Source organism: Loktanella sp. IMCC34160 (genome assembly GCF_004145845.1).
Lineage (GTDB): Bacteria > Pseudomonadota > Alphaproteobacteria > Rhodobacterales > Rhodobacteraceae > SELP01.
Window position 1 is genome coordinate 750,653 of sequence record NZ_SELP01000002.1, and the last position, 20,892, is coordinate 771,544.

Annotated in this window: 19 protein-coding genes and 1 tRNA gene; 12 read left to right on the forward strand and 8 right to left on the reverse strand. The window is 65.2% G+C overall.

Annotation, left to right across the window (positions count from 1 at the left end; genetic code table 11):
- Positions 1–9: 9 nt before the first annotated feature.
- Genes EU803_RS07995 through EU803_RS08015 form a run of 5 tightly spaced genes read left to right on the forward strand, consistent with a single transcriptional unit; the run spans position 10 to position 4,950 of the window.
- Positions 10–1,116: a Xaa-Pro peptidase family protein gene (locus tag EU803_RS07995; RefSeq protein ID WP_129681485.1), complete on the forward strand. Its 1,107-nt coding sequence runs from the start codon at positions 10–12 to the stop codon at positions 1,114–1,116.
- Complete coding sequence (locus EU803_RS08000) at positions 1,110–2,117, forward strand: ABC transporter permease subunit (protein ID WP_129681487.1); 1,008 nt, start codon at positions 1,110–1,112, stop codon at positions 2,115–2,117. Before EU803_RS07995 ends, EU803_RS08000 begins: the two co-directional genes overlap by 7 nt.
- Positions 2,117–3,013, forward strand: coding sequence for an ABC transporter permease subunit (locus tag EU803_RS08005; protein ID WP_129681489.1), 897 nt, complete (start codon positions 2,117–2,119; stop codon positions 3,011–3,013). Before EU803_RS08000 ends, EU803_RS08005 begins: the two co-directional genes overlap by 1 nt.
- Before the next feature lie 3 nt (positions 3,014–3,016).
- Positions 3,017–3,994 (forward strand): ABC transporter ATP-binding protein, encoded by a 978-nt coding sequence (locus tag EU803_RS08010; protein WP_129681491.1) that lies wholly within the window; start codon positions 3,017–3,019, stop codon positions 3,992–3,994.
- The gene (locus tag EU803_RS08015; RefSeq protein WP_129681493.1) at positions 3,991–4,950 is read left to right on the forward strand and encodes a dipeptide ABC transporter ATP-binding protein; all 960 of its coding nucleotides are present in this window, start codon (positions 3,991–3,993) and stop codon (positions 4,948–4,950) included. The genes EU803_RS08010 and EU803_RS08015 overlap by 4 nt, the downstream gene beginning before the upstream one ends.
- 201 nt (positions 4,951–5,151) lie before the next feature.
- On the opposite strand, the gene EU803_RS08020 is transcribed toward EU803_RS08015, so the two are convergent.
- The 6 genes from EU803_RS08020 to pdxH all read right to left on the reverse strand — a co-directional run bounded on the left by EU803_RS08020 (position 5,152) and on the right by pdxH (position 9,176).
- A complete protein-coding gene (locus tag EU803_RS08020; RefSeq protein ID WP_129681495.1) occupies positions 5,152–6,525 on the reverse strand; it encodes an L-serine ammonia-lyase in 1,374 nt (457 codons plus the stop codon).
- On the reverse strand, positions 6,525–7,202 hold the full coding sequence (locus EU803_RS08025; RefSeq protein WP_347400082.1) for a glutathione S-transferase family protein: 678 nt from the start codon (positions 7,200–7,202) through the stop codon (positions 6,525–6,527). Before EU803_RS08025 ends, EU803_RS08020 begins: the two co-directional genes overlap by 1 nt.
- 119 nt (positions 7,203–7,321) lie before the next feature.
- Positions 7,322–7,398: transfer RNA gene (locus EU803_RS08030), tRNA-Pro, on the reverse strand.
- Between the two features lie 41 nt (positions 7,399–7,439).
- The gene (locus EU803_RS08035; RefSeq protein ID WP_242494311.1) at positions 7,440–7,862 is read right to left on the reverse strand and encodes a DUF192 domain-containing protein; all 423 of its coding nucleotides are present in this window, start codon (positions 7,860–7,862) and stop codon (positions 7,440–7,442) included.
- Between the two features lie 53 nt (positions 7,863–7,915).
- Complete coding sequence (locus tag EU803_RS08040; protein ID WP_129681656.1) at positions 7,916–8,449, reverse strand: cold shock protein; 534 nt, start codon at positions 8,447–8,449, stop codon at positions 7,916–7,918.
- Positions 8,450–8,570: 121 nt separating this feature from the next.
- The gene (gene pdxH, locus EU803_RS08045; protein ID WP_129681499.1) at positions 8,571–9,176 is read right to left on the reverse strand and encodes a pyridoxamine 5'-phosphate oxidase; all 606 of its coding nucleotides are present in this window, start codon (positions 9,174–9,176) and stop codon (positions 8,571–8,573) included.
- Positions 9,177–9,316: 140 nt separating this feature from the next.
- On the opposite strand from pdxH, the gene fabI reads away from it, so the two are divergent.
- The 5 genes from fabI (at position 9,317) to trpE (ending at position 15,471) form a co-directional block, all read left to right on the forward strand.
- Positions 9,317–10,129: an enoyl-ACP reductase FabI gene (gene fabI / locus EU803_RS08050; RefSeq protein WP_129681501.1), complete on the forward strand. Its 813-nt coding sequence runs from the start codon at positions 9,317–9,319 to the stop codon at positions 10,127–10,129.
- A 16-nt stretch (positions 10,130–10,145) separates the two neighbouring features.
- Complete coding sequence (gene gpt / locus EU803_RS08055; RefSeq protein ID WP_129681503.1) at positions 10,146–10,664, forward strand: xanthine phosphoribosyltransferase; 519 nt, start codon at positions 10,146–10,148, stop codon at positions 10,662–10,664.
- 57 nt (positions 10,665–10,721) lie between these two features.
- Positions 10,722–11,894 carry an aminotransferase gene (locus EU803_RS08060; protein ID WP_129681505.1) on the forward strand — a complete coding sequence of 391 codons (1,173 nt, stop codon included), beginning with the start codon at positions 10,722–10,724 and terminating at the stop codon, positions 11,892–11,894.
- A gap of 208 nt (positions 11,895–12,102) precedes the next feature.
- Positions 12,103–13,944 (forward strand): peptidylprolyl isomerase, encoded by a 1,842-nt coding sequence (locus EU803_RS08065; RefSeq protein WP_129681507.1) that lies wholly within the window; start codon positions 12,103–12,105, stop codon positions 13,942–13,944.
- Positions 13,945–13,959: 15 nt separating this feature from the next.
- Positions 13,960–15,471 carry an anthranilate synthase component I gene (gene trpE, locus EU803_RS08070; RefSeq protein ID WP_129681509.1) on the forward strand — a complete coding sequence of 504 codons (1,512 nt, stop codon included), beginning with the start codon at positions 13,960–13,962 and terminating at the stop codon, positions 15,469–15,471.
- A 148-nt stretch (positions 15,472–15,619) separates the two neighbouring features.
- Here trpE and EU803_RS08075 read toward each other — a convergent pair whose 3' ends face one another.
- On the reverse strand, positions 15,620–17,194 hold the full coding sequence (locus tag EU803_RS08075) for a divergent polysaccharide deacetylase family protein (RefSeq protein WP_129681510.1): 1,575 nt from the start codon (positions 17,192–17,194) through the stop codon (positions 15,620–15,622).
- 146 nt (positions 17,195–17,340) lie between these two features.
- Here EU803_RS08075 and EU803_RS08080 point away from each other — a divergent pair, with 146 nt between their 5' ends.
- Together EU803_RS08080 and trpD are read left to right on the forward strand one after the other, a co-directional pair.
- Entirely contained in the window at positions 17,341–17,922 is a 582-nt protein-coding gene (locus tag EU803_RS08080) for an aminodeoxychorismate/anthranilate synthase component II (RefSeq protein ID WP_129681512.1), read from the forward strand.
- Positions 17,919–18,935 carry an anthranilate phosphoribosyltransferase gene (trpD, locus tag EU803_RS08085; protein WP_129681513.1) on the forward strand — a complete coding sequence of 339 codons (1,017 nt, stop codon included), beginning with the start codon at positions 17,919–17,921 and terminating at the stop codon, positions 18,933–18,935. The genes EU803_RS08080 and trpD overlap by 4 nt, the downstream gene beginning before the upstream one ends.
- A gap of 212 nt (positions 18,936–19,147) precedes the next feature.
- Here the strand turns inward: trpD and EU803_RS08090 are convergent, their stop codons facing one another.
- Positions 19,148–20,680, reverse strand: a complete 1,533-nt coding sequence (locus EU803_RS08090; RefSeq protein ID WP_129681515.1) for a helicase HerA-like domain-containing protein — start codon at positions 20,678–20,680, stop codon at positions 19,148–19,150.
- Positions 20,681–20,892: the final 212 nt, after the last annotated feature.

The window sequence follows — 20,892 nt, forward strand, 5'->3', positions numbered from 1 at the left end:
GAGGCGCAGATGACCGAAACGCTTGCCGACAGACTGGCCGACTACGCCGAGGTGGCGAAACGGATGGGGGTTGATGCCGTGGCGCTTGTGCCCGGCCCGAATTTCACCCGCGTTGTCCACCACCCCTTCATGAGCCATGAACGGCCCTTCGTTCTGGCCGTGGGTGCGGACGGGCGCGCGGCGGCCATTGTGCCGAACCTTGAATTGCGCAGTTGGGATCTGGTGGGCTTTGACGGCCCGGTTTTCGATTGGCGCGACCAGACCGGATACGCCGAGGCGTTCCAGTCCTTCATGGATTACCTTTCCCCCGCCTCCATCGGGGTCGAAGGGCAGGTCATGCGGGTCTTCGTCCATCACGCATTGCAAAAGGCCCGCCCGGATGTCCGGATTGTCGATGCCGAAACCGAAATCTCGGCCCTGCGGATGATAAAGACCCCCGACGACGTCGCCGCCATGCGTGAGGCGATCGCCATTTCCGAACGCGCGCTGCAACGCACGTTGGACGGGGTGCGGATCGGCCAGACCGAGAAACAGATCGAACAGGCGCTGATCCTGAACCTGTTCGCCGAAGGGGCCGAGGACCACGCGTTCCGCCCGATCGTCGCGGCGGCGGATAATTCCGCCCGCCCCCACGCCAAGGCCCGCGATTATGCGATTCAGGCAGGTGATGCGCTGCTGCTGGATTTCGGCGCGCGGGCGGGCGGGTTCTGCGCCGATATCACCCGCACCTTCTTTGTCGGTCATGTGACGGACGAAGCGGCCGAGATTTACGACACCGTGCTGCGCGCCAACCGAAAAGGGCACGAGGTGACCCGCGCGGGCGTCACCGCGCACCAGATCGACGACGCGGTGACCGGTGTGCTCGAGGCATCGCCTTACGCCGATTTCATCCGCACCAAGACCGGCCACGGGCTGGGCCGCGAGGTGCACGAGGCCCCCTATATCATGCGGGGCAATCACCTGACCCTGCCCGCCGGGACCGTCTTTACCAACGAACCCGGCCTCTACCTGATCGGCAAGCTGGGCGTGCGGATCGAAGACGATATCCTGATCACCGAAGGGGGCTGTGACAGCCTGACCACCTTCCCGACTGACCTACAGGTGCTGACGTGCTGAAATTCCTGCTTTCCCGTCTTCTGACCTTCGTGCCCACCTTCATCGGGGTGACGTTGATTTCCTTCGCCTTCATCCGGGTGCTGCCCGGTGATCCGATCATCGTGATGGCAGGCGAACGGGGGATGACCGATGAACGTTATGCCGAACTGACCGCGCAGTACGGGTTCGACAAACCCATGACCGTGCAGTTCTGGGACTATCTGACCGGGGTGCTACAGGGCGATCTGGGCCAAAGTTTCGTGACCAAGCGCCCGGTCTGGGACGAGTTCTTTTCGCTGTTCCCGGCGACGCTGGAACTGTCGGTCTGCGCGATGATCTTCGCCGTGGGTCTTGGCCTGCCCGCCGGGGTGATCGCGGCGGTCAACCGGGGCAAGCTGTTTGACCGGACCCTGATGTCGGCGGCACTTGTCGGCTATTCCATGCCGATCTTCTGGTGGGCGCTTTTGCTGATCATCGTCTTTTCCGGCCAGTTGCAATGGACGCCCGTGTCAGGGCGGATCGACCTAATCTACTACTTCTCGGACGCGACCGGATTCATGCTGATCGACTCGATCCGGTCCGGGCAGGACGGGGCGCTGTGGTCGGCGATCCGGCATCTGATCCTGCCGACCATCGTTCTGGGCACGATCCCGCTCGCCGTGATCGCGCGGCAGACCCGGTCCGCCATGCTCGAAGTGCTGGGCGAGGATTACATCCGCACTGCGCGGGCCAAGGGCTTGTCGCCGCTGCGGATCAATTCCGTCCACGCGCTGCGCAACGCGCTGATCCCCGTTGTCACCGTCATCGGCCTGTCGGTCGGCACGTTGCTGGCCGGGGCAATCCTGACCGAAACCATCTTTAGCTGGCCCGGCATCGGCAAATGGATGGTCGATAGCATCTTCCGCCGCGACTACCCCGTTGTTCAGGGCGGCCTGCTGCTGATCGCCGTGATGGTGATGATCGTGAACCTGACCGTCGATGTCCTCTACGGCATCATCAACCCCAAGATCCGGAAACGCTGATGACCGACGTGACACAGACCACCGCCCCCGACCGCCCCAGCGCCCTGCGCGAGTTCTGGTATTACTTCCGGGAAAACCGGGGCGCTGTCTTCGGGCTTTGGATTTTCGGGCTGTTCCTGCTGGTCGCGGCCTTTGCCCCGATCCTTGCCCCCTATGATGCCACCGAACAATTCCGCGACTACACCCTGTTGCCCCCGGCATGGCAAGAGGGCGGAAGCTGGGCCTTCCCGCTGGGCACCGACCCGCTGGGACGCGATATGCTGTCGCGGCTGATCGAAGGGGCGCGGTTTTCCTTTTTCGTCGGCGTGGTGGTTGTGACCATCGCCACAACGGGCGGGATCATCATCGGGCTGATCGCCGGCTTCGCGCCGCGCTGGCTGGATACCATCATCATGCGGATCATGGATATCGTGCTGGCCTTCCCCTCGCTTTTGCTGGCGCTGGTGCTGGTGGCGATCCTTGGGCCGTCGTTGACCAATGCGATGATCGCCATCGCCATCGTGCTGCAACCCCATTACGTGCGCCTGACCCGGGCCAGCGTCATGTCGGAACGGCAAAAGGACTATGTCACCTCGGCCAAGGTGGCGGGCGCCCGCCTGCCCCGGCTGATGTTCAAGACCGTGCTGCCCAATTGCCTTGCCCCGATCATCGTGCAGGCCGCGCTGTCCTTTTCCACCGCGATCCTTGACGCGGCGGCACTTGGGTTCCTTGGCATGGGGGCGCAGCCGCCCACGCCCGAATGGGGCACCATGTTGGCCGAAGCGCGCGAGTTTATCCTGCGCGCCTGGTGGGTCGTGACCTGGCCCGGCGTCGCCATCCTGATCACCGTTCTGGCGATCAACCTGATGGGCGATGGGCTGCGCGACGCGCTTGACCCGAAACTGAAGCGGAGCTGAGCCATGAGCCTTTTGCGTATCAGGAACCTCTCCGTCGATTTCGCCACGTCATCGGGCCAGTTCCGGGCCGTGGACGGAGTTGATCAGGATGTGGACAAGGGCGAGATTCTGGCCATCGTCGGCGAAAGCGGGTCGGGAAAGTCGGTGTCCATGCTGGCGCTGATGGGGCTGCTGCCCTGGACCGCGACGATCACGGCGGACGAGCTGACCTTTGACGGGCAGGACCTGCTGACTCTGCCGGCGCGCGACCGACGCCGGATCGTCGGCAAGGATCTGGCGATGATCTTTCAGGAACCGATGTCGTCACTGAACCCCTGCTTTACCGTGGGCTGGCAGATCAAGGAGGCGCTGCGCGTCCACCTTGGGTTGGACCGGGCGGCGCGGCACAAGCGGGCGATCGAGCTGTTCGAACAGGTGGGCATCCCCGCCCCGGAAAAGCGGTTGTCGTCCTTCCCGCACCAGATGTCAGGCGGGATGAACCAGCGGGTGATGATCGCCATGGCCATCGCCTGCCGTCCGAAACTGCTGATCGCGGATGAGCCGACGACCGCGCTGGATGTGACCATTCAGGCGCAGATCCTCGACCTGTTGACGGGGTTGCGCGAAGACACCGGGATGGGCCTTGTGCTGATCACCCACGACATGGGCGTGGTTGCGGAAACCGCCGAACGGGTCAGCGTGCAATACGCCGGCCAAAAGATCGAAGAACGGCCCGTGGCCGATCTGTTCCGCACCCCGCACCACCCCTATGCGGCGGCCCTGCTGGACGCCCTGCCGGAACGGGCGACCGAAAAGCGGCTGCCGACCATCCCCGGCGTGGTGCCCGGACAGTTTGACCGGCCCGCGGGTTGCCTGTTTTCGCCCCGCTGCAAATTCGCGGATGACCGGTGCCGGGGAACCGCCCCCGCCGCAGCCGGGCCAGACCTTGGCTATACCCGTTGCCATTATCCGCTGAACACCGACCAGAGGATCGCATCATGACCGCCGCCCCCGTGATGAGTGCCGAAAGCCTTGCCCGCCACTACGAGGTCGGCGGCGGGTTCCTGCGCAAACCGCAGGTGCTGAAGGCCGTGCAGAACGTCGATTTCCAGCTTTACGCCGGCAAGACGCTGGCGGTGGTGGGGGAATCCGGCTGTGGCAAATCCACGCTCGCGCGGATGGTCACGATGATCGAGGAACCGACAGCGGGAACCTTGACGCTTGACGGGGAACCGGTTCTGCCGGACCGCTGGGCCTCGCTTCGGAAATCGGTGCAGATCGTGTTTCAGGACCCCTACGGATCGCTGAACCCGCGCCAGCGGATCGGCCAGATCCTGATGGAACCGCTGATCATCAACCGCCCCGACATGCCGACAAGCGAACGCGAGGCGCGAGCGCGCGACATGCTGGGGCTGGTAGGGCTGCGGCCCGAACACTTTGACCGCTACCCGCATATGTTCTCGGGCGGGCAACGGCAGCGGATCGCGATCGCGCGGGCGCTGATGCTGGACCCGAAGGTGCTGGTGCTGGACGAACCCGTGTCGGCGCTGGACCTGTCGATCCAGTCGTCGATCCTGAACCTGCTGATCGACCTGCAGGAGCGGCTGGGTCTGGCCTATCTGTTCATCTCGCACGACCTGTCGGTGGTGCGGCATGTCGCCGACGAGGTGATCGTGATGTATCTGGGCCGGGCGGTGGAACGGGGCACCAAGGACGAGGTCTTTGGCGGGCCGCGTCACCCCTATACCAAGGCGCTGTTGTCCGCGACGCCGATCGCCGACCCCGAGGCGCGCAAGGACCGGATCAAGCTGGTGGGAGAACTGCCCTCGCCCCTGAATGTGCCTGCGGGTTGCCCGTTCAGCCCGCGGTGCTGGAAGGTGCAGGACCATTGCCGCACGACCGCGCCAGAGCTTGAAGGGGAGAGCCACAAGGCCGCCTGCTTCTTTCCTGAAGGATAAGGGGATGGTGGGTTAAAACCCACCTTACGTTTGAGGGGCGCTGCCCCTCTGGCCCGGTGCCCGGGCCATTCACCCCGGGATATTTGTGACCCAAAGAAGGGGGCTGGACCGAGGTCCCAACTTCTTTGGGTTCTAAATATCCTCTGGGGGTCCGGGGGGCGAAGCGCCCCCGGTAAGGTGGGTTTTAACCCACCATTCCTGTCAGCAGTTGGGAACGTTAACGGCCAGACCGCCAAGCGCGGTTTCCTTGTATTTCTCGCTCATGTCGACGCCGGTCTGCCGCATGGTTTCAATCGCCGCGTCCAGCGGCACAAGGTGCGTCCCGTCCCCACGCAGCGACAGGGAGGCGGCAGACACCGCCTTGATCGCGCCCAACCCATTGCGTTCGATACAGGGCACCTGCACCAGCCCCCGGATCGGGTCGCAGGTCATCCCAAGGTGATGCTCCAGCGCGATTTCGGCCGCGTTTTCCACCTGTTCCGGTGTGCCGCCCATCACCGCGCACATGCCGGCTGCGGCCATGGCGCTGGCGCTGCCGACCTCGGCCTGACAGCCGCATTCCGCGCCCGAGATCGAGGCGTTGAACTTGATCAGCCCGCCAATCGCCGCCGCCGTCAGCAGAAAATCGGGCACCTTCGACACCGTCGCGCCGGGCACATGGTCCAGCCAGTAGCGTATCGTTGCGGGCACCACCCCTGCGGCGCCATTCGTGGGCGCGGTCACCACCTGCCCGCCTGCGGCGTTTTCCTCGTTCACGGCCATGGCGTAGGTCGAGATATAGTCGTTGATCGTATGCGGCGCGGTCAGGTTCATGCCGCGTTCAGCCATCAGCGCCTCGTGGATTGCCTTGGCCCGCCGTTTCACCTTCAGCCCGCCGGGCAGGATGCCCTCGCCCGCAAGCCCGCGTTCGATGCAATTGTTCATTACCTCCCAGATCCGGGCGAGGCCCCGGTCCAGATCGGCGGCGGGTTTGCGGGACAATTCGTTCTGGCGCTTCATTTGGGCGATGGTCAGCCCGCTTTCCGCCGCCATATCAAGCATTTCTACGGCGGACTTGAAGGGGAACGGCACCGGGGCGCCGTCGTCCTGATCCTTGCCCGCGGCCAGTTCCTCGGCCGTGAGGACAAAGCCGCCGCCAATGGAATAATAGGTCACTTGCGTGATCACATCGCCCTGTGCGTCGGTCCCCTTGATGATCAGCCCGTTGGCGTGACCCGGCAGATTGGGGCCGTAGTCGAAGACCAGATCGTCCTTGGGCAAGAACTTCAGCTCGTCCAGCCCCTCGGGCGTCACTGTCCCCTCTTCGTTGATCCGCGCCAGCTCGGCCTCGGCCTTTTCGGCGTCGTAGTCATCGGCCCGGAACCCGGCCAGCCCCAGGATCACCGCCCGGTCGGTGGCGTGCCCGACCCCGGTGAAGGCCAGCGACCCGTGCAGCGTCACCTTCAGCCCCGCCACCTTGAACGGTTGCCGCCGCAGGTGATCAAGGAACATCGCCCCGGCCACCATCGGCCCGATGGTATGCGACGACGACGGGCCGACGCCCACTTTGAACATGTCGAAGACGGACAGAAACATCAGAGCGCACTTCCTTCGGGAGGGTTGGGGAGGATCGGGTTAGAGAACGGCGTGGGGCCAAGCCCCTCGGCCAGGGCGACGCGGGCAACGGACGCCCGCGTCTCAAAGACTTCGGCGAAGGTCTTCAGCCGCGGCCATTGACCAAGGTCATACCAGTCGGTCGCGCCCCCGTAAATCGCCGCCCAGCGAAGCATGGGGGCAAGGTAGCAGCCAAGGATCGAGGCCCGCACGTCAAGCCAGGGAGCATCGGGCGCCGCGTCCAGCAGGGACAGGGCCGCGCCGATCCGGGATCGGGTCCGGGCGCGCAGGTCTTCGTGGTGGGCGTCGATGTATTGATCGGGGTAGAACAGCACGTGTTCCGCCGGATGCAGGGTGTTCGCCAACCAGAACAGCCATTTCAGCGCCGCCGCCCGCCCGTCCGTGCCGGGGTCGGGCATCAGGCCATCCGAATTCTCGCTGATCCAGAGCAGGATTGCGCCGGTTTCAAAGATCGGCCCCTGCGGTGTTTCCAGTGTCGGGATCAGCCCGTTGGGATTGATCGCCAGATACGACGGGTGCTTTTGCCCCCGCGCGGCCCGGTCCACCAAAACGGTCCGATAGGGCAGCCGCGCCTCTTCCAGCGCCAGCCGCACGCAAAGCGAGGCGTTGTCCGGAGCATAGTGGAGGCGCAGATCCATCGTCATATCCGCCTTCTGCGTCGCGCGGGCCGGTTTCGCCCCGTCGAATGCGACGTTTCCTATCGGAAACCCGTCCGGCCGCAAAGCGACAAGAGGCTGTGGTCCGATTTCTGGCTGGATGGTCGGGGCGAGAGGATTCGAACCTCCGACCTACGGTACCCAAAACCGTCGCGCTACCAGGCTGCGCTACGCCCCGACAGCGCCGTCCTTAGACTGCCCGGACGAGTTTGAAAAGGGTCAGTTGCAGGGAAGTGCCGCATCCGGGCCAAAGGCGGGGTGACGCAGGGCATCACCGGGTTCCAGTCCCAGCCGCGCGGACATGCCGCCATTGATTTCCAGAACCGCCAGCACCCCTTCTCCGCCGGGGATCGGCGTGTCGTTCATCGGTTCGGCGTTTTCATGGATGCGCAGAATCACCCCGTCGGGGCCAACAAACAGCATATCCAGCGGGATCAGCGTATTGCGCATCCAGAACGACACCGCCTGCGGCTGGTCGTAAAGGAACAGCATCCCTTCCATCATCGGCATCCGCGCCACATGCATCAGCCCGCGGGCGCGTTCCTGCGGATCATCGGCGATTTCGATGCGGAACATCGCCTCGCCCCGGTTCCCCTGCACGGTCACCCGATCCGGGGCGCAGTCCTGCGCAACGGCAGCCAAGCAAAAAGCGCCCGCGACAAGCAGGCCCAGTCCAGCGCGAAACACGCCGCGCCCTATTTCGATTCGACTGCTCTTTCCCAGCTCAGCACCTCGGTCGCCATCTTGCCACGCTGCCCATCAATCACCTTCAGGCCGACGGCTTCGCCGGGCATCAGGTCTGCCATGCCAGAACGGCGCAGCACCTCGATATGGACGAACACATCTTCGGCTTTTCCAAAGACATTGGCAAACCCGAATCCCTTGGCCTTGTCGAACCACTTGATGCGGGCCGGCTGGACCGGCGTACGCGCCAGTTCCTCGGGGTCGATCCCCGCAAGATCACCCAGCGGAATAGACGCCGCCGGCTCGGGCGGGGTGATCTCGATCACCTCGACAGCCTGCGTTCCACGCTCGGTGTCCACGACTTCCAGTTTGATCCGCGATCCGTCCGCAACAGAACTTTGCCCGAAATTCCGGAGCACGTTCGCATGCAAAAGGATGTCTGGTCCCCCCTCGTCCGCGACGACGAAACCGAACCCCTTGTTAGGATCAAACCACTTAACATGGCCGCCCACTTGGCGCCCTGTGTCCTGTGTATCTTCTACCATCTCATTCTTCCAAAGCCGGATCCCATCCATACCGGCCTGCCCTACCAGACCGCTTCGGGTAGGCGGATACAAGCCCAAATTTAGGGCATTTTTTGAGATGTCATTCGCGAAGCGTGAAAAATCAGGGGTTCAGGCGCTCTATTTTCCAAGGCGTTTTTTCGTCGTCACGGGTCCAGCGGAACCGATCGTGCAACCGGAATGCACCATCGGCCCAAAACTCGATCTCGCTGGGATTGATCCGGTAGCCGCCCCAGAAAGGCGGACGGTCCGGGTTGATTCCCTTGGCGGCCGTGATCTTCGCGACCTCGGCCATCAGATGGGACCGCGACGACAGGGGCTGTGACTGGCGCGACGCCCAGGCGCCCAGCCTGCTTTTGAGCGAGCGGGACTGGTAATAGGCATCGGCCTGCGGCCCGTCTTCGCGGGTCACGGTCCCGCGCACCCGGATCTGGCGGCGCAGCGACTTCCAGTGCATCACGAAAGCGGCCTTGCCGCCCGTGTCCAGTTCCTGCGCCTTCTTGCTTTCGTAATTCGTGTAGAACACGAAGGCCCCGGCCTCGATCTCTTTCAAAAGAACCATCCGTGCGTTCGGCAATCCATCCGCGTCGACCGTGGCCAGGGCGATGGCGTTGGGATCGTTGATCTCGGCCGTTTCGGCCTCTGCCAGCCAGTTGCGCGCGATTTCAAAGGGGTCGTCCCCGGCAAAGATTCCGTCCCGATCCGACATGTTCATTCCTCTAGTTCTGCTGTGCCCGCCTGACCCCGCGTCAATCCAATGCGAAACAAGCGGCTTTGTCAGGCTTGATGCCTTACGGGCAATCACTTACACCGGATCGAAATTGGGCCGGAATGGCAAGGGGGACATTGATGTCGTCGAATTTGATGCAGGGCAAACGTGGGCTCATCATGGGCCTGGCAAATGACAAGTCGATCGCCTGGGGGATTGCGCAGGCGCTGGCCGACGCCGGGGCAGAGCTTGCCTTTTCCTACCAGGGTGAGGCGCTGAAGAAACGGGTCGAACCGCTGGCCGGTCAGCTTGGATCGGACATTGTCCTGCCTTGCGATGTGACCGATATGGCATCGGTCGACGGGCTGTTCGCCGAACTGGAGGCCCGCTGGGGCAAGATGGATTTCGTCGTCCACGCGATCGGCTTCTCGGACAAGAGCGAATTGCGCGGCCGCTATGCCGACACCAGCCGTGACAACTTCCTGATGACGATGGACATCTCCTGCTATTCCTTCACCGCCGTGGCCAAACGCGCCGCTGCGCTGATGCCGGACGGCGGGTCCATGGTTACCCTGACCTACTATGGCGCTGAACAGGTGATGCCGCATTACAATGTGATGGGCGTGGCCAAGGCCGCGCTGGAGGCGTCGGTCCGCTATCTGGCCGAGGATTTCGGCAAGGACGGCATCCGCGTCAACGCGATCTCGGCCGGGCCGATCAAGACGCTGGCCGCCTCGGGCATCGGCGATTTCCGCTATATCCTGAAGTGGAATGAATACAATTCGCCCCTGCGTAAGAACGTGACCATCAACGAGGTGGGCGGTTCGGCGCTGTATCTTCTGTCCGATCTGTCGACGGGCGTGACAGGCGAAACCCACCACGTGGACGCCGGGTATCACATCGTCGGGATGAAGGCCGTGGATGCCCCCGACATGACCCCCGGCAAGGACTGAGACAAGGAACACCCGCATGACTGACCGCCTGCCCCACGAAAAAGGCTTTCATGTAAGCTGGGATCAGATGCACCGGGACAGCCGCGCGCTGGCCTGGCGGCTGGACGGGCGCGGCCCGGATGATGGCGCCTGGCGCGCTGTGGTGGCGATCACCCGTGGCGGCATGGCCCCGGCGATGATCGTCGCGCGCGAGCTGGACATCCGCACCGTCGATACGATCAGCGTGAAATCCTATCACTCGGGCGGCGGCAAGGCCGATCAGCGCCGCGAGGCGCAGGTGCTGAAATCCCCCGACGCCGAGATGATGGGCGATGGCACGGGCGTGTTGATCGTCGATGACCTAGTGGACAGCGGAAAGACCCTGGAACTGGTACGAAAGCTGTATCCCAAGGCTCATTTCGCCTGTGTCTACGCCAAACCCGAGGGCGAAAAACAGGCTGACACCTATATCACGAGCGTCAGCCAGGACACCTGGATCTTCTTCCCCTGGGACATGGCGCTGCAATACGTCGAACCCTACCGGGGCAAGGACTGATCCAAACCAATTGACGGGGGCGCGGTGTTGCGCCCCTTTTCATTTCCCGGGGGTTTCATGACGCTGACCCGCACCCAAACTACCTTCGCCCCGCCCGTGATGGAGGCCCGCCGCTGGCTGGAGGGCGTCACCTTTCCGCCCGACCGGCCGCTGATCAACGTCAGTCAGGCCGCGCCGGTCGATCCCCCGCCCGCCGCGCTGCGGGCCGAGATTGCCCGCGCCGCGGTAGAGGACGCCAGTGCCCACCTGTATGGCCCGGTCCTTGGCCTGCCCGACTTGCGGGAGGAGGTCGCGGCGCAATGGTCAGCCGCCTATGGCGGGGCGATTGACCCGGCGCAGGTCGCCATCACCTCGGGCTGTAATCAGGCGTTCACGGCGGCCCTGACCACGCTGTGCAGCGACGGGGACGAGGTGATCCTGCCCCTGCCCTACTACTTCAACCACGCCATGTGGCTGGACATGTCCGGCATTCGCACCGTTGGGTTGATGACCGGTGACGGGATGATCCCCGACCCGGAAAAGGCCGAGGCGCTGATCACCGACCGGACCCGCGCCATCGTCCTTGTGACCCCGAACAACCCGGCGGGGGTGGAATACCCGGCAGGCGTGGTCGGGGCCTTCTACGACCTGTGCCAACGGCGCGGGATCGCGCTGATCTTAGACGAAACCTATCGCGATTTCGACAGCCGGACCGGCGCGCCGCATGATCTGTTCAGCCGCCCCGGCTGGGACGACACCCTGATCCATCTTTATTCCTTTTCAAAGGCCTACCGGCTGACCGGGCACCGTGTGGGGGCGATGATTGCCAGCCCGGCCCGTCTGGCCGAGGCAGAGAAGTTTCTGGATACGGTGGCGATTTGCCCCAATCAGCTGGGCCAGCGGGCGGCGCTGTGGGGGATGCGGAACCTGTCGCAATGGGTGGCGGGCGAGCGGGATGAAATTCTGGACCGGCGCGCCGCGATCGAAGAGGGCTTTCCGCGTCTAGCCGCGAAGGGCTGGCAGCTTTTGGGATGCGGCGCCTATTTCGCCTATGTCCAACACCCGTTCGACGAACCATCGGACGCACTGGCGCAACGGCTGGTGACCGACGCGGGCATCCTGTGTCTGCCCGGCACCATGTTCATGCCCCCAGACCGGCCCGAAGGCCGGCGGCAGCTGCGGATTGCCTTCGCCAATATCGACCGGACCGGGATTGCCGCCCTGTTCGACAGGCTGATCGCGCTGTCCTGACCCGGCCGGGGTGGGTCAAGACCCACCTTACGATAATTTCGCGCGGCCCCTGTAAGGTGGGTTTCAACCCACCCTGCCCGCCGACGCGGTTTTCACCCCCGCGCCCACCTTCCCGCCCTTGCACCCCGGCCCCGGCCCGCCTATTCAGAAGCGAATGTTCAAGGGCCCTGCAAAGACAGGGCCGGACCGGAAATGACGGGGTGGGCGGATGGCCGCGAAAAATGGCAAGAAAGTCGGAGTCTGGATCATTCTGGGCCTGTTGTTCGTGGGCCTTGTGGGCTTTGGCGGCGCAGGTCTGACGGGATCGGTCCGGTCCATCGGCACTGTGGATGGAACCGAGGTGCCGATCGTCGACTATCAGAACGCGATTAACAGCTATGCCCGGTCGCTGTCCGCCCAATCCGGCGTTCCGGTCAGCTTTCCGACCCTGCAACAGATCGGCGCTGACCGCGAAATTCTGAACGCGCTGATCAACCGCTATGCGATCGACGCCGAGGTGGCCCGGATGGGCCTGTCGGTTGGCAACGAACGGGTGCGCGAAACCGTCGTGTCGAACCCCAGCTTTGCCGGGATCAACGGTGAATTCGACCGTCTCGCCTACCGCGACCTGCTGGACCGCAACGGTCTGACCGAGGAAGCCTATGAGGCGCAGATCCGGGCCGAGGCCGCGCGGTCCTTGCTGGAAACCGGGGTCGCCGTCGGGATGACCATGCCCGACAGCTTTCTTGACGTGATCGTCGGCTATCAGGCCGAGCGGCGCGACGTGACCTGGGCGACCGTCGGGGCCGAATTCCTGACCGCCGAACTGCCCGAGCCGACCGGCGAGGAACTGCGCGCCTTCCATGCCGAGAACCCCGAACTGTTCACCGCCCCGGAAACCCGCGACATCACCTATGCCTGGCTGACGCCCGACATGCTGCGCGATGGGGTCGAAGTGGACGAAGCTGCGCTGCGCGAGCTGTATCAGGACCGCATCCGCGATTACGTAGTGCCTGAAACCCGGCTTGTCGAACGGATGCCCTTTGCCGATGAAGAGGCCGCCATTGACGCAATGAACCGGATCGCCGCCGGAGAGATCGACTTTGACGGTCTGGCCGAGGAACGCGGCGTGGACCTGTCCCTTCTGGACATGGGCGACGTGACCGAAGCCCAGTTGGGCGAGGCCGGGGCGGACGTGTTTTCCTCTGCCACCGGAGAGGTCGTCGGACCCCTGCCCTCGCCGCTGGGATCGGCGCTTTATCGCACCAACGCCATTTTCGACGCCCGCGAAACCAGCTTTGAAGAGGCGATGCCGGACCTGCGCGACGAATTGGCCACCGCCCGCGCGCGGCGCATGATCGACGAAAGCCGCGAGGCGATCACCGACCTGCTGGCCGGAGGGGCGCAGTTGGAGGATCTGGCCGGACGGACCGATCTGGAACTTGGCAGCCTGCGCTATTTCGATGGGGTCGAGGACGGGATCGCCGCCTATGACGGCTTCCGTGCCGCCGCCACCGCCGCCGCACCGGGGGCCTACCCGGAATTGCAGGATCTGGAAGACGGGGGCGTTTTCGTCCTGCGTGTCGATGCGATCACCGAACCTGCCGTGCAGCCGATCGAGGACGTGGCCGAGGAGTTGCGCGCCGCTTGGGAAGATCGCGCCCGCGCTGCGGCCGTTCTGGCCCGCGCGGAGGAGCTTGCCACGCAGGTCGGCGCCGGATCGGACCTGACCCTGCTGGGCCTTGCCCCGGTGACCGAGGCCGACATGACCCGCCGTATCTTTGTCCCCGGCACCCCCCCCGGCTTTGGCCCCAAGGTCTTTGAACTGGGCGAAGGCGAGGTCGCGGTGATCCCGGCCGGGCCGGACGCGATCATTCTTCGGGTGGATGCGATCCGCGCGCCCGACATGGACAGTGAAGACGTGCAGGCCCTGCGCGGCGCGCTGGCGGCGCAGATGAACCAGGATCTGTCCGACGCGGTCTATCAAGTGTTCGAACAGACCATCCGCACCAACGCGGACCTGAACATCGACCAGAACGTGATCAATCAGGTCAACGCCCAGCTTCAGTAGGAAACGGAACCTCCCATGGCCCTGACCCCGGACTTCGACGCCTTCCGCGCCGCCTATGAGGCGGGCCGCAATCAGGTGGTCTATACGCGGCTTGCGGCCGATCTGGACACGCCGGTGTCGCTGATGCTGAAGCTGTCGGGCGCGGGCAAACATGCCTTCATGCTGGAATCCGTCACCGGCGGAGAGGTCCGCGGACGCTATTCCATCATCGGCATGAACCCCGACCTGATCTGGGATTGCCGCGGGACCGAGGCGCGGATCAACCGGGCCGCCCGCTATGACGACGACGCGTTCGAGGTTGAAGCGGCCGACCCGCTGACCTCGCTTCGGGCGCTTCTGGCCGAAAGCCGGATCGACCTGCCCGACGGGCTGCCCGGCGCGGCGGCGGGGCTGTTCGGCTTTCTGGGATATGACATGATCCGGCTGGTGGAACACCTGCCCGATGTGAACCCCGACCCGATCGGCCTGCCCGACGCGATGCTGTTGCGCCCTTCGGTCGTGGCGGTGCTGGACGGGGTCAAGGGCGACGTGATCCTTGTCGCCCCGGCTTGGGCCAGTTCGGGCCTATCGGCCAAGGCCGCCTATGCGCAGGCCGCCGAGCGGGTGATGGATGCCTGCCGGGCGCTGGACCGCCCGGTGCCGGTGGACAGCCGCCAGTTCCACGCCCCGCACGAGGTTGCGCCCGCGACATCGAACTTCACCCGCGAAGGGTATAAGGCCGCCGTGGAGAAGGCCAAGGACTACATCCGCGCGGGGGATATCTTTCAGGTGGTTCCGGCGCAGCGCTGGACGCAAGAGTTCCGCGAGCCGCCCTTTGCGCTGTATCGCAGCCTGCGGCGCACGAACCCTTCACCCTTCATGTTCTTCTTCAACTTCGGCGGCTTTCAGGTGATTGGGGCCAGCCCGGAAATCCTTGTCCGGGTCTTCGGGTCCGAGGTGACGATCCGCCCGATTGCCGGCACCCGCCCGCGCGGCGCCACCCCGGAAGAGGACAAGGCGAACGAGCTGGACCTGTTGGCGGACCAGAAGGAACTGGCCGAGCACCTGATGCTTCTGGATCTTGGCCGCAACGACACCGGCAAGGTGTCGAAGATCGGCACCGTTCGCCCGACCGAGCAATTCGTGATCGAACGCTATTCCCACGTCATGCATATCGTGTCGAACGTGATCGGCGAACTGGCCGAGGATCAGGACGCCCTGTCGGCCTTTTTCGCGGGCATGCCTGCCGGGACCGTGTCAGGCGCACCCAAGGTCCGCGCGATGGAGATTATCGACGAGCTGGAACCGGAAAAGCGCGGCGTCTACGGCGGCGGCTGCGGGTATTTCAGCGCCAATGGCGACATGGACATGTGCATCGCCCTGCGCACGGCCGTTCTGAAGGATCAGAAGCTCTACATTCAGGCCGGGGGCGGCGTGGTCTATGACAGCGACCCCGAGGCCGAGTACATGGAAACCGTCCACAAATCGAACGCCATCCGCAAGGCGGCCGAGGACGCGACGATGTTCAGCGGGTCAGGGAACAGCTAGGCCCGTTCCGAGTTTGCCACTCTCTTCGCCAAATCAAAGATTTGGCAGCGCCCGAACCGCCCCCACGGGGCGGGCGCTTCGCTTCCCGCCCCTCGGTTCGGACGCGATATCGCCTGTCCGGCGCCAAGCTGCCGCGCCTTGATAACGGTTATTGCCCCAGCAACACCGCCGACAGCGGCGCCTGATTGACCTGTCCGGCCCGGTTGGCGGTGGACCAGAGGATCAGCGCACTGATGGTTTCGGGCCGCACCCGGCCCAGAAGCACGACGCCGCTTTCCTGCCGCGCCCGGAACGCCGCCTGATCAAGGAACCGGCGGATCACCCGCGCGTCCTGCCCTTCGGCGTCCAGATCGCGGTAGAAGATCGCGGCGGGCACCTCGGCTGCCTCGGCCGCCCGCTGCGCGGTGTTCAGCCCGCGCGACAGGCTGACAAAGCCGCGCCCGTCGTCGGCCAGCCGGGCCATGACCTCTTCGGTGCCGCCGCGCGCGCGGGGCAGGCCGTTGCCGTCCATGTCTACAAGGGCCACGGTTTCGGGATTGTCCGAGAAGAGCGCCTCCAGCGTCGTGGCCACGTCCTGCGCCTCGAAACTTTCGGGCAAGTTGATCCGCAGCGCGACCTCGACCCCCGCATCGCGGTAGGCCCGAGCAAGCGCCGCCGCCCCCTCCGCCGCGGGGTCAACCGCCACTGTCACCGGAACGCCCGCCGCCGACAGCGCCGCAGGGCCACCGGGCATGGTGCCATCATCGACCAGAACGATGGACAGGATCGGGCGGCCGTCATCCTCGAACGGGGTGCCGAAATCCTGAAGCGCGATGCCGGTCAGGGCTGCGCCGAACAGTTCGGGCTCTGCCGCCTCTGCCGCAGTCGCCTCTTCCGTCGAAGGACGGATGACCCGGACCGTGTCGTCACTGGTGGGCATGGTGCGGGCCGGTTCGCCGGACAGGCCGACCACAGGGGCGGGGCCGGTTTCGGGGGCCGGGGCGGGCTCTGCCACGGCCTCGGGAGTTGGTTCAACCGGCGTGGCGGGGTCTTCTCCCGGGACCTCTGGCAAAGCCTCTGGCATGGCAGGTTCCGGGGCGGGTTCGGGCGCGGCTTCCGGCACGGCGGGCGCGTCGGGCACCACCAGAACCGCGATCTCTCCCGTCGCATCCGGTGCGACCATCCCGCCGGGCACCGGCTCCTCCTCGGGCAAGGCGGGCGCGGGGCGCGCCCCTTCGACCGGGGTTTGCAGTTCGACCACCTCGTCGCCAGCCGCCGCCTCGGACGGGGCGGGCGCGGGGGTGGTGGACACGGCAAGGCTGTCTTCGCTGTCCGGCACCACGGGCGCGGGGGCCTGCGGATTGGGCAGGACCGGGCTGTCGGGGTTCAGGGCGGGCGCCTCTGCCCCCTGCCCCGCCACAGGCGCTGTCGGTGCGCCTTCGACCGCCACGGCAACAGGCGCTGCGGGGGGCTCTGTATCGGCAACGGGCGGCGCGGATTCGGCTGTTGGCTCTGCCACCGGCGTTTCCACGGTCGCGGGCGCCGTGGCAGGTTCGATCGGCGCGGCAGAGGTGGCCTCGGACTGGGCGGTGGCGGTTGCCGGGGCGGCCTCAGGCGCTGCGACCTGCGGCGCGGCGGGCGGCGTATTGCCCGCCGGCTGCGGCCCCAGAAGCGATGCCGTGCCAAGCCCGACCGCCGCGACCACGGCCCCGACCAGACTTCCGCCTAGAAACCCTCTGAACATGGGTCTGCCCCCTCATCATTCGTCTTTTTGGCCGGTCCGGACCTTGACGCTTGCCCCGGACCCGGCCCATGTATGGCCCAACCATACCGGAACCCACCGGGGCCATGGTAGCCCCCAATTTCCGGTCGACAGACAAAGGCGGGACAATGCTGCTTCTTATCGATAACTACGACAGCTTTACCTACAACCTTGTCCACTATCTGGGCGAATTGGGGGCCGATGTCGTGGTCCGGCGCAACGATGCGCTGACGGTTCAGGATGCGATGGGGATGAACCCGGACATGATCCTTCTGTCCCCCGGCCCCTGCGATCCGGCACAGGCCGGGATCTGCCTTGCCCTGACCGAGGCCGCCGCCGAAACGCGGACGCCGCTGATGGGCGTCTGTCTTGGGCATCAGACCATTGGCGAGGCCTTTGGCGGCAAAGTTGTCCGCTGCCACGAGATCGTCCATGGCAAGATGGGGCAGATGCACCACTCGGGCAAAGGGGTGTTCTCCGGCCTGCCCTCGCCCTTCGAGGCGACCCGCTATCATTCACTGGTGGTCGAGCGGGACAGCCTGCCCGATTGTCTTGAAGTGACTGCCTGGCTGGAAGACGGGACCATCATGGGGCTGCAACACAAGACCCTGCCGATCCACGGGGTGCAGTTCCACCCGGAATCCATTGCCTCCGAACACGGCCACCGGCTGCTTCAGAATTTCCTCGACCTTGCAAAGGAACCGGCATGAGCGACGCGCTGAAACCCCTGATCGCGGCCGCCGCCGAACGCCCCCTGACCCGGGCCGAGGCCGAGGCGGCCTTTGACATCCTGTTCGAGGGGGACGCGACGCCCAGCCAGATGGGCGGACTGTTGATGGCGCTGCGCACGCGGGGCGAAACGGTGGACGAATTCGCCGCCGCCGCCGCGGTGATGCGGGCGAAATGCCGCCCTGTGAAGGCCCCCGCCGGCGCGATCGACATCGTCGGCACCGGGGGCGACGGCAAGCATACGCTGAACATTTCCACCGCGACGGCCTTTGTCGTGGCGGGCGCAGGGGTGCCGGTGGCCAAGCACGGCAACCGCAACCTGTCGTCCAAGTCGGGCACGGCGGATGTGCAGGCGGCCATGGGGATCAACGTCATGGTCGGGCCCGAGGTGGTGGAACGCGGTCTGGCCGAGGCCGGGATCGGCTTCATGATGGCACCGATGCATCACCCGGCGATGAAGCATGTGATGCCCACGCGGGCCGAACTGGGGACCCGCACGATCTTTAACATCCTTGGGCCTTTGACCAACCCGGCGGGCGTGAAGCGGCAGCTGACCGGCACCTTCAGCCGCGACCTGATCGCGCCGATGGCGCAGACGCTTCAGGCGCTTGGGTCAGAGGCGGCTTGGCTGGTGCACGGGTCCGACGGGACGGACGAGATGACCATCACCGGGGTGACCTGGGTCGCGGCCCTGTCGGGCGACATGATCGCCATGCGCGAGGTTCACCCGGAAGACGCGGGCCTGCCGGTGCACCCGTTCGAGGCCATCGTCGGCGGCACGCCAGAGGATAACGCCGCGGCCTTCCGCGCGCTGCTGGACGGGGCGCCGGGCGCCTACCGCGACGCGGTCCTGCTGAATGCGGCCTCCGCGCTCTTGGTGGCGGGCAAGGTGGAGAGCCTGAAAGACGGTGCAAAACTGGCCGCCGAAAGCATCGACAGCGGCGCGGCAAAACGGGCGGTAGAGACATTGGCCCGGATCACGCAGGCCGGGTGACGGGGGCGGTGGGTTAAAACCCACCTTACGTCAGGGGCGCTGCCCCTATGGCCCTGCCGGGCCATTCACCCCGGGATATTTATTGACACAAAGAAGGGGGCTGGACTCAGCGTCCCTTCTTCTTTGGGTCGAAAATATCCTCTGGGGGCCATGAGTTTTCAGGATGGGGGGCGAAGCGCCCCCGGGTAAGGTGGGTTTTAACCCACCACCCCCTAGCGGGACTTGAAGATCGTCCCGAAGATGCCCCGGATGATCCGGCGGCCGGTTGTCCCCTTGAGTTCTTTCACCATGGCCGTTGCCAGCGCATCGCCAAGGCTGTCCTCTTTCCGCCGCGACCGGGTACTGCGGCTGCGGCCCGCGTCGTAGCGGCGGGCATTACGGAACTCGCGCTCCTGGGCATCCATCTCCGCCTCTTGCGCCTCGGCCGCTTCGGCCTCTCTCGCGGCGGCATCCGCCCGTCGGGCCAGCATTTCCGCCGCTGAATCCCGGTCCAGCCTTGTGTCGTATTTCCCGGCAACAGGTGAGGCCGCGATGACCGCCTTGCGGTCGTCGACCGTGATCGGGCCAAGCTGTGACGACGGCGGGCGGATCAGCGTCCGCTCCACGATCCCCGGCACCCCCTTGTGGTCAAGCATCGAGGTTACGGCCTCGCCCGTGCCGACCTCGCGGATCGCCTCGGCCGTGTCGAAGGCGGGGTTCGGGCGGTAGGTATCGGCGGCCTTCCTCAGATCACGCTGGTCGTTGGCGGTGAAGGCGCGCAGCGCGTGCTGCACCCGGTTGCCCAACTGGCCCAGCACGTCCTCGGGCACGTCGGCCGGGTTCTGGGTGATGAAGAACACCCCGACCCCCTTGGACCGGATCAGCCGCGCCACCTGTTCCACCTTGTCGATCAGGGCCTTGGGCGCGTCATCGAACAAAAGATGCGCCTCGTCGAAGAAGAAGACCAGTTTGGGTTTGTCCGGGTTGCCGACCTCGGGCAATTCTTCGAACAGTTCCGACAGGAGCCACAGAAGGAAGGTCGCATAAAGCCGGGGCGAGCCCATCAGCTTGTCCGCGGCAAGAATACTGATCCGACCGCGCCCGTCCGGGTCCGTGCGCATCAGGTCGGCTAGGTCGAGGGCCGGTTCGCCAAAGAATGCCGCCCCGCCCTGATTTTCCAGCACCAGCAACTGCCGTTGGATCGCCCCGACCGAGGAGGTCGCGACATTGCCATAGCGCAGCGAAAGCTCTTTCGCGTTTTCACCCACGAACAGCAGAAGCGCCTGAAGGTCTTCAAGGTCCAGAAGCGGCAGCCCTTCCTCATCGGCCACCCGGAAGGCGACGTTCAGCACCCCTTCCTGCGCGTCCGACAGTTCCAGAAGTCGGGACAGCAAAAGCGGCCCCATTTCGCTGATCGTGGTGCGGACGGGGTGACCCTGTTCGCCGAACAGGTCCCAGAAGGTGACCGGGAAGGCCGAATAGGTCAGATCAAGCCCGATGGTCGCGGCCCGCTTCATGAAGGCCTCGTGCAGCTTGAAGTCTTCCCGCCCCGACCGGGCCAGCCCCGACAGGTCGCCCTTCACGTCCGACAAGAACACTGGCACTCCTTCGGCGGACAGCCCTTCGGCTAGGATTTGCAGCGTGACCGTCTTGCCGGTGCCCGTGGCCCCGGCGATCAGCCCATGCCGGTTGGCGTAATTCAACAAAAGGCTTTGCGGCGCGCCATACCCCTCACCACCCCCACCGACAAAAATGCGATCGCCCATACCCGGTCTCCCTGCTCGATTTCCGGCCTACAATACTTGTTTAACCAATCTCTGCCAGAGTGATCCTGTTCGTCCGGCCCATGTCCTCCGGGTTCGGTCGGACATCCTCCCTGTCAGACTGGCCGCGTCCCTCTGGGCGCGGCTTTTTTCTGCCGGATTCCGCAGCCGAGGGGCGAAATGCGACCCCCCTGGAACCGGGGGCGAAGTTTTCA

Coding starts and splice junctions, on each gene's coding strand:
- EU803_RS07995 (WP_129681485.1), top strand. CDS start 10: ATGACCGAAACGCTTGCCGACAGACTGGCCGACTACGCCGAGGTGGCG.
- EU803_RS08005 (WP_129681489.1), top strand. CDS start 2,117: ATGACCGACGTGACACAGACCACCGCCCCCGACCGCCCCAGCGCCCTG.
- EU803_RS08010 (WP_129681491.1), top strand. CDS start 3,017: ATGAGCCTTTTGCGTATCAGGAACCTCTCCGTCGATTTCGCCACGTCA.
- EU803_RS08015 (WP_129681493.1), top strand. CDS start 3,991: ATGACCGCCGCCCCCGTGATGAGTGCCGAAAGCCTTGCCCGCCACTAC.
- EU803_RS08020 (WP_129681495.1), bottom strand. CDS start 6,525: ATGTTTCTGTCCGTCTTCGACATGTTCAAAGTGGGCGTCGGCCCGTCG.
- EU803_RS08025 (WP_347400082.1), bottom strand. CDS start 7,202: ATGGATCTGCGCCTCCACTATGCTCCGGACAACGCCTCGCTTTGCGTG.
- EU803_RS08040 (WP_129681656.1), bottom strand. CDS start 8,449: ATGGTAGAAGATACACAGGACACAGGGCGCCAAGTGGGCGGCCATGTT.
- pdxH (WP_129681499.1), bottom strand. CDS start 9,176: ATGTCGGATCGGGACGGAATCTTTGCCGGGGACGACCCCTTTGAAATC.
- fabI (WP_129681501.1), top strand. CDS start 9,317: ATGTCGTCGAATTTGATGCAGGGCAAACGTGGGCTCATCATGGGCCTG.
- gpt (WP_129681503.1), top strand. CDS start 10,146: ATGACTGACCGCCTGCCCCACGAAAAAGGCTTTCATGTAAGCTGGGAT.
- EU803_RS08060 (WP_129681505.1), top strand. CDS start 10,722: ATGACGCTGACCCGCACCCAAACTACCTTCGCCCCGCCCGTGATGGAG.
- EU803_RS08065 (WP_129681507.1), top strand. CDS start 12,103: ATGGCCGCGAAAAATGGCAAGAAAGTCGGAGTCTGGATCATTCTGGGC.
- trpE (WP_129681509.1), top strand. CDS start 13,960: ATGGCCCTGACCCCGGACTTCGACGCCTTCCGCGCCGCCTATGAGGCG.
- EU803_RS08075 (WP_129681510.1), bottom strand. CDS start 17,194: ATGTTCAGAGGGTTTCTAGGCGGAAGTCTGGTCGGGGCCGTGGTCGCG.
- EU803_RS08080 (WP_129681512.1), top strand. CDS start 17,341: ATGCTGCTTCTTATCGATAACTACGACAGCTTTACCTACAACCTTGTC.
- trpD (WP_129681513.1), top strand. CDS start 17,919: ATGAGCGACGCGCTGAAACCCCTGATCGCGGCCGCCGCCGAACGCCCC.
- EU803_RS08090 (WP_129681515.1), bottom strand. CDS start 20,680: ATGGGCGATCGCATTTTTGTCGGTGGGGGTGGTGAGGGGTATGGCGCG.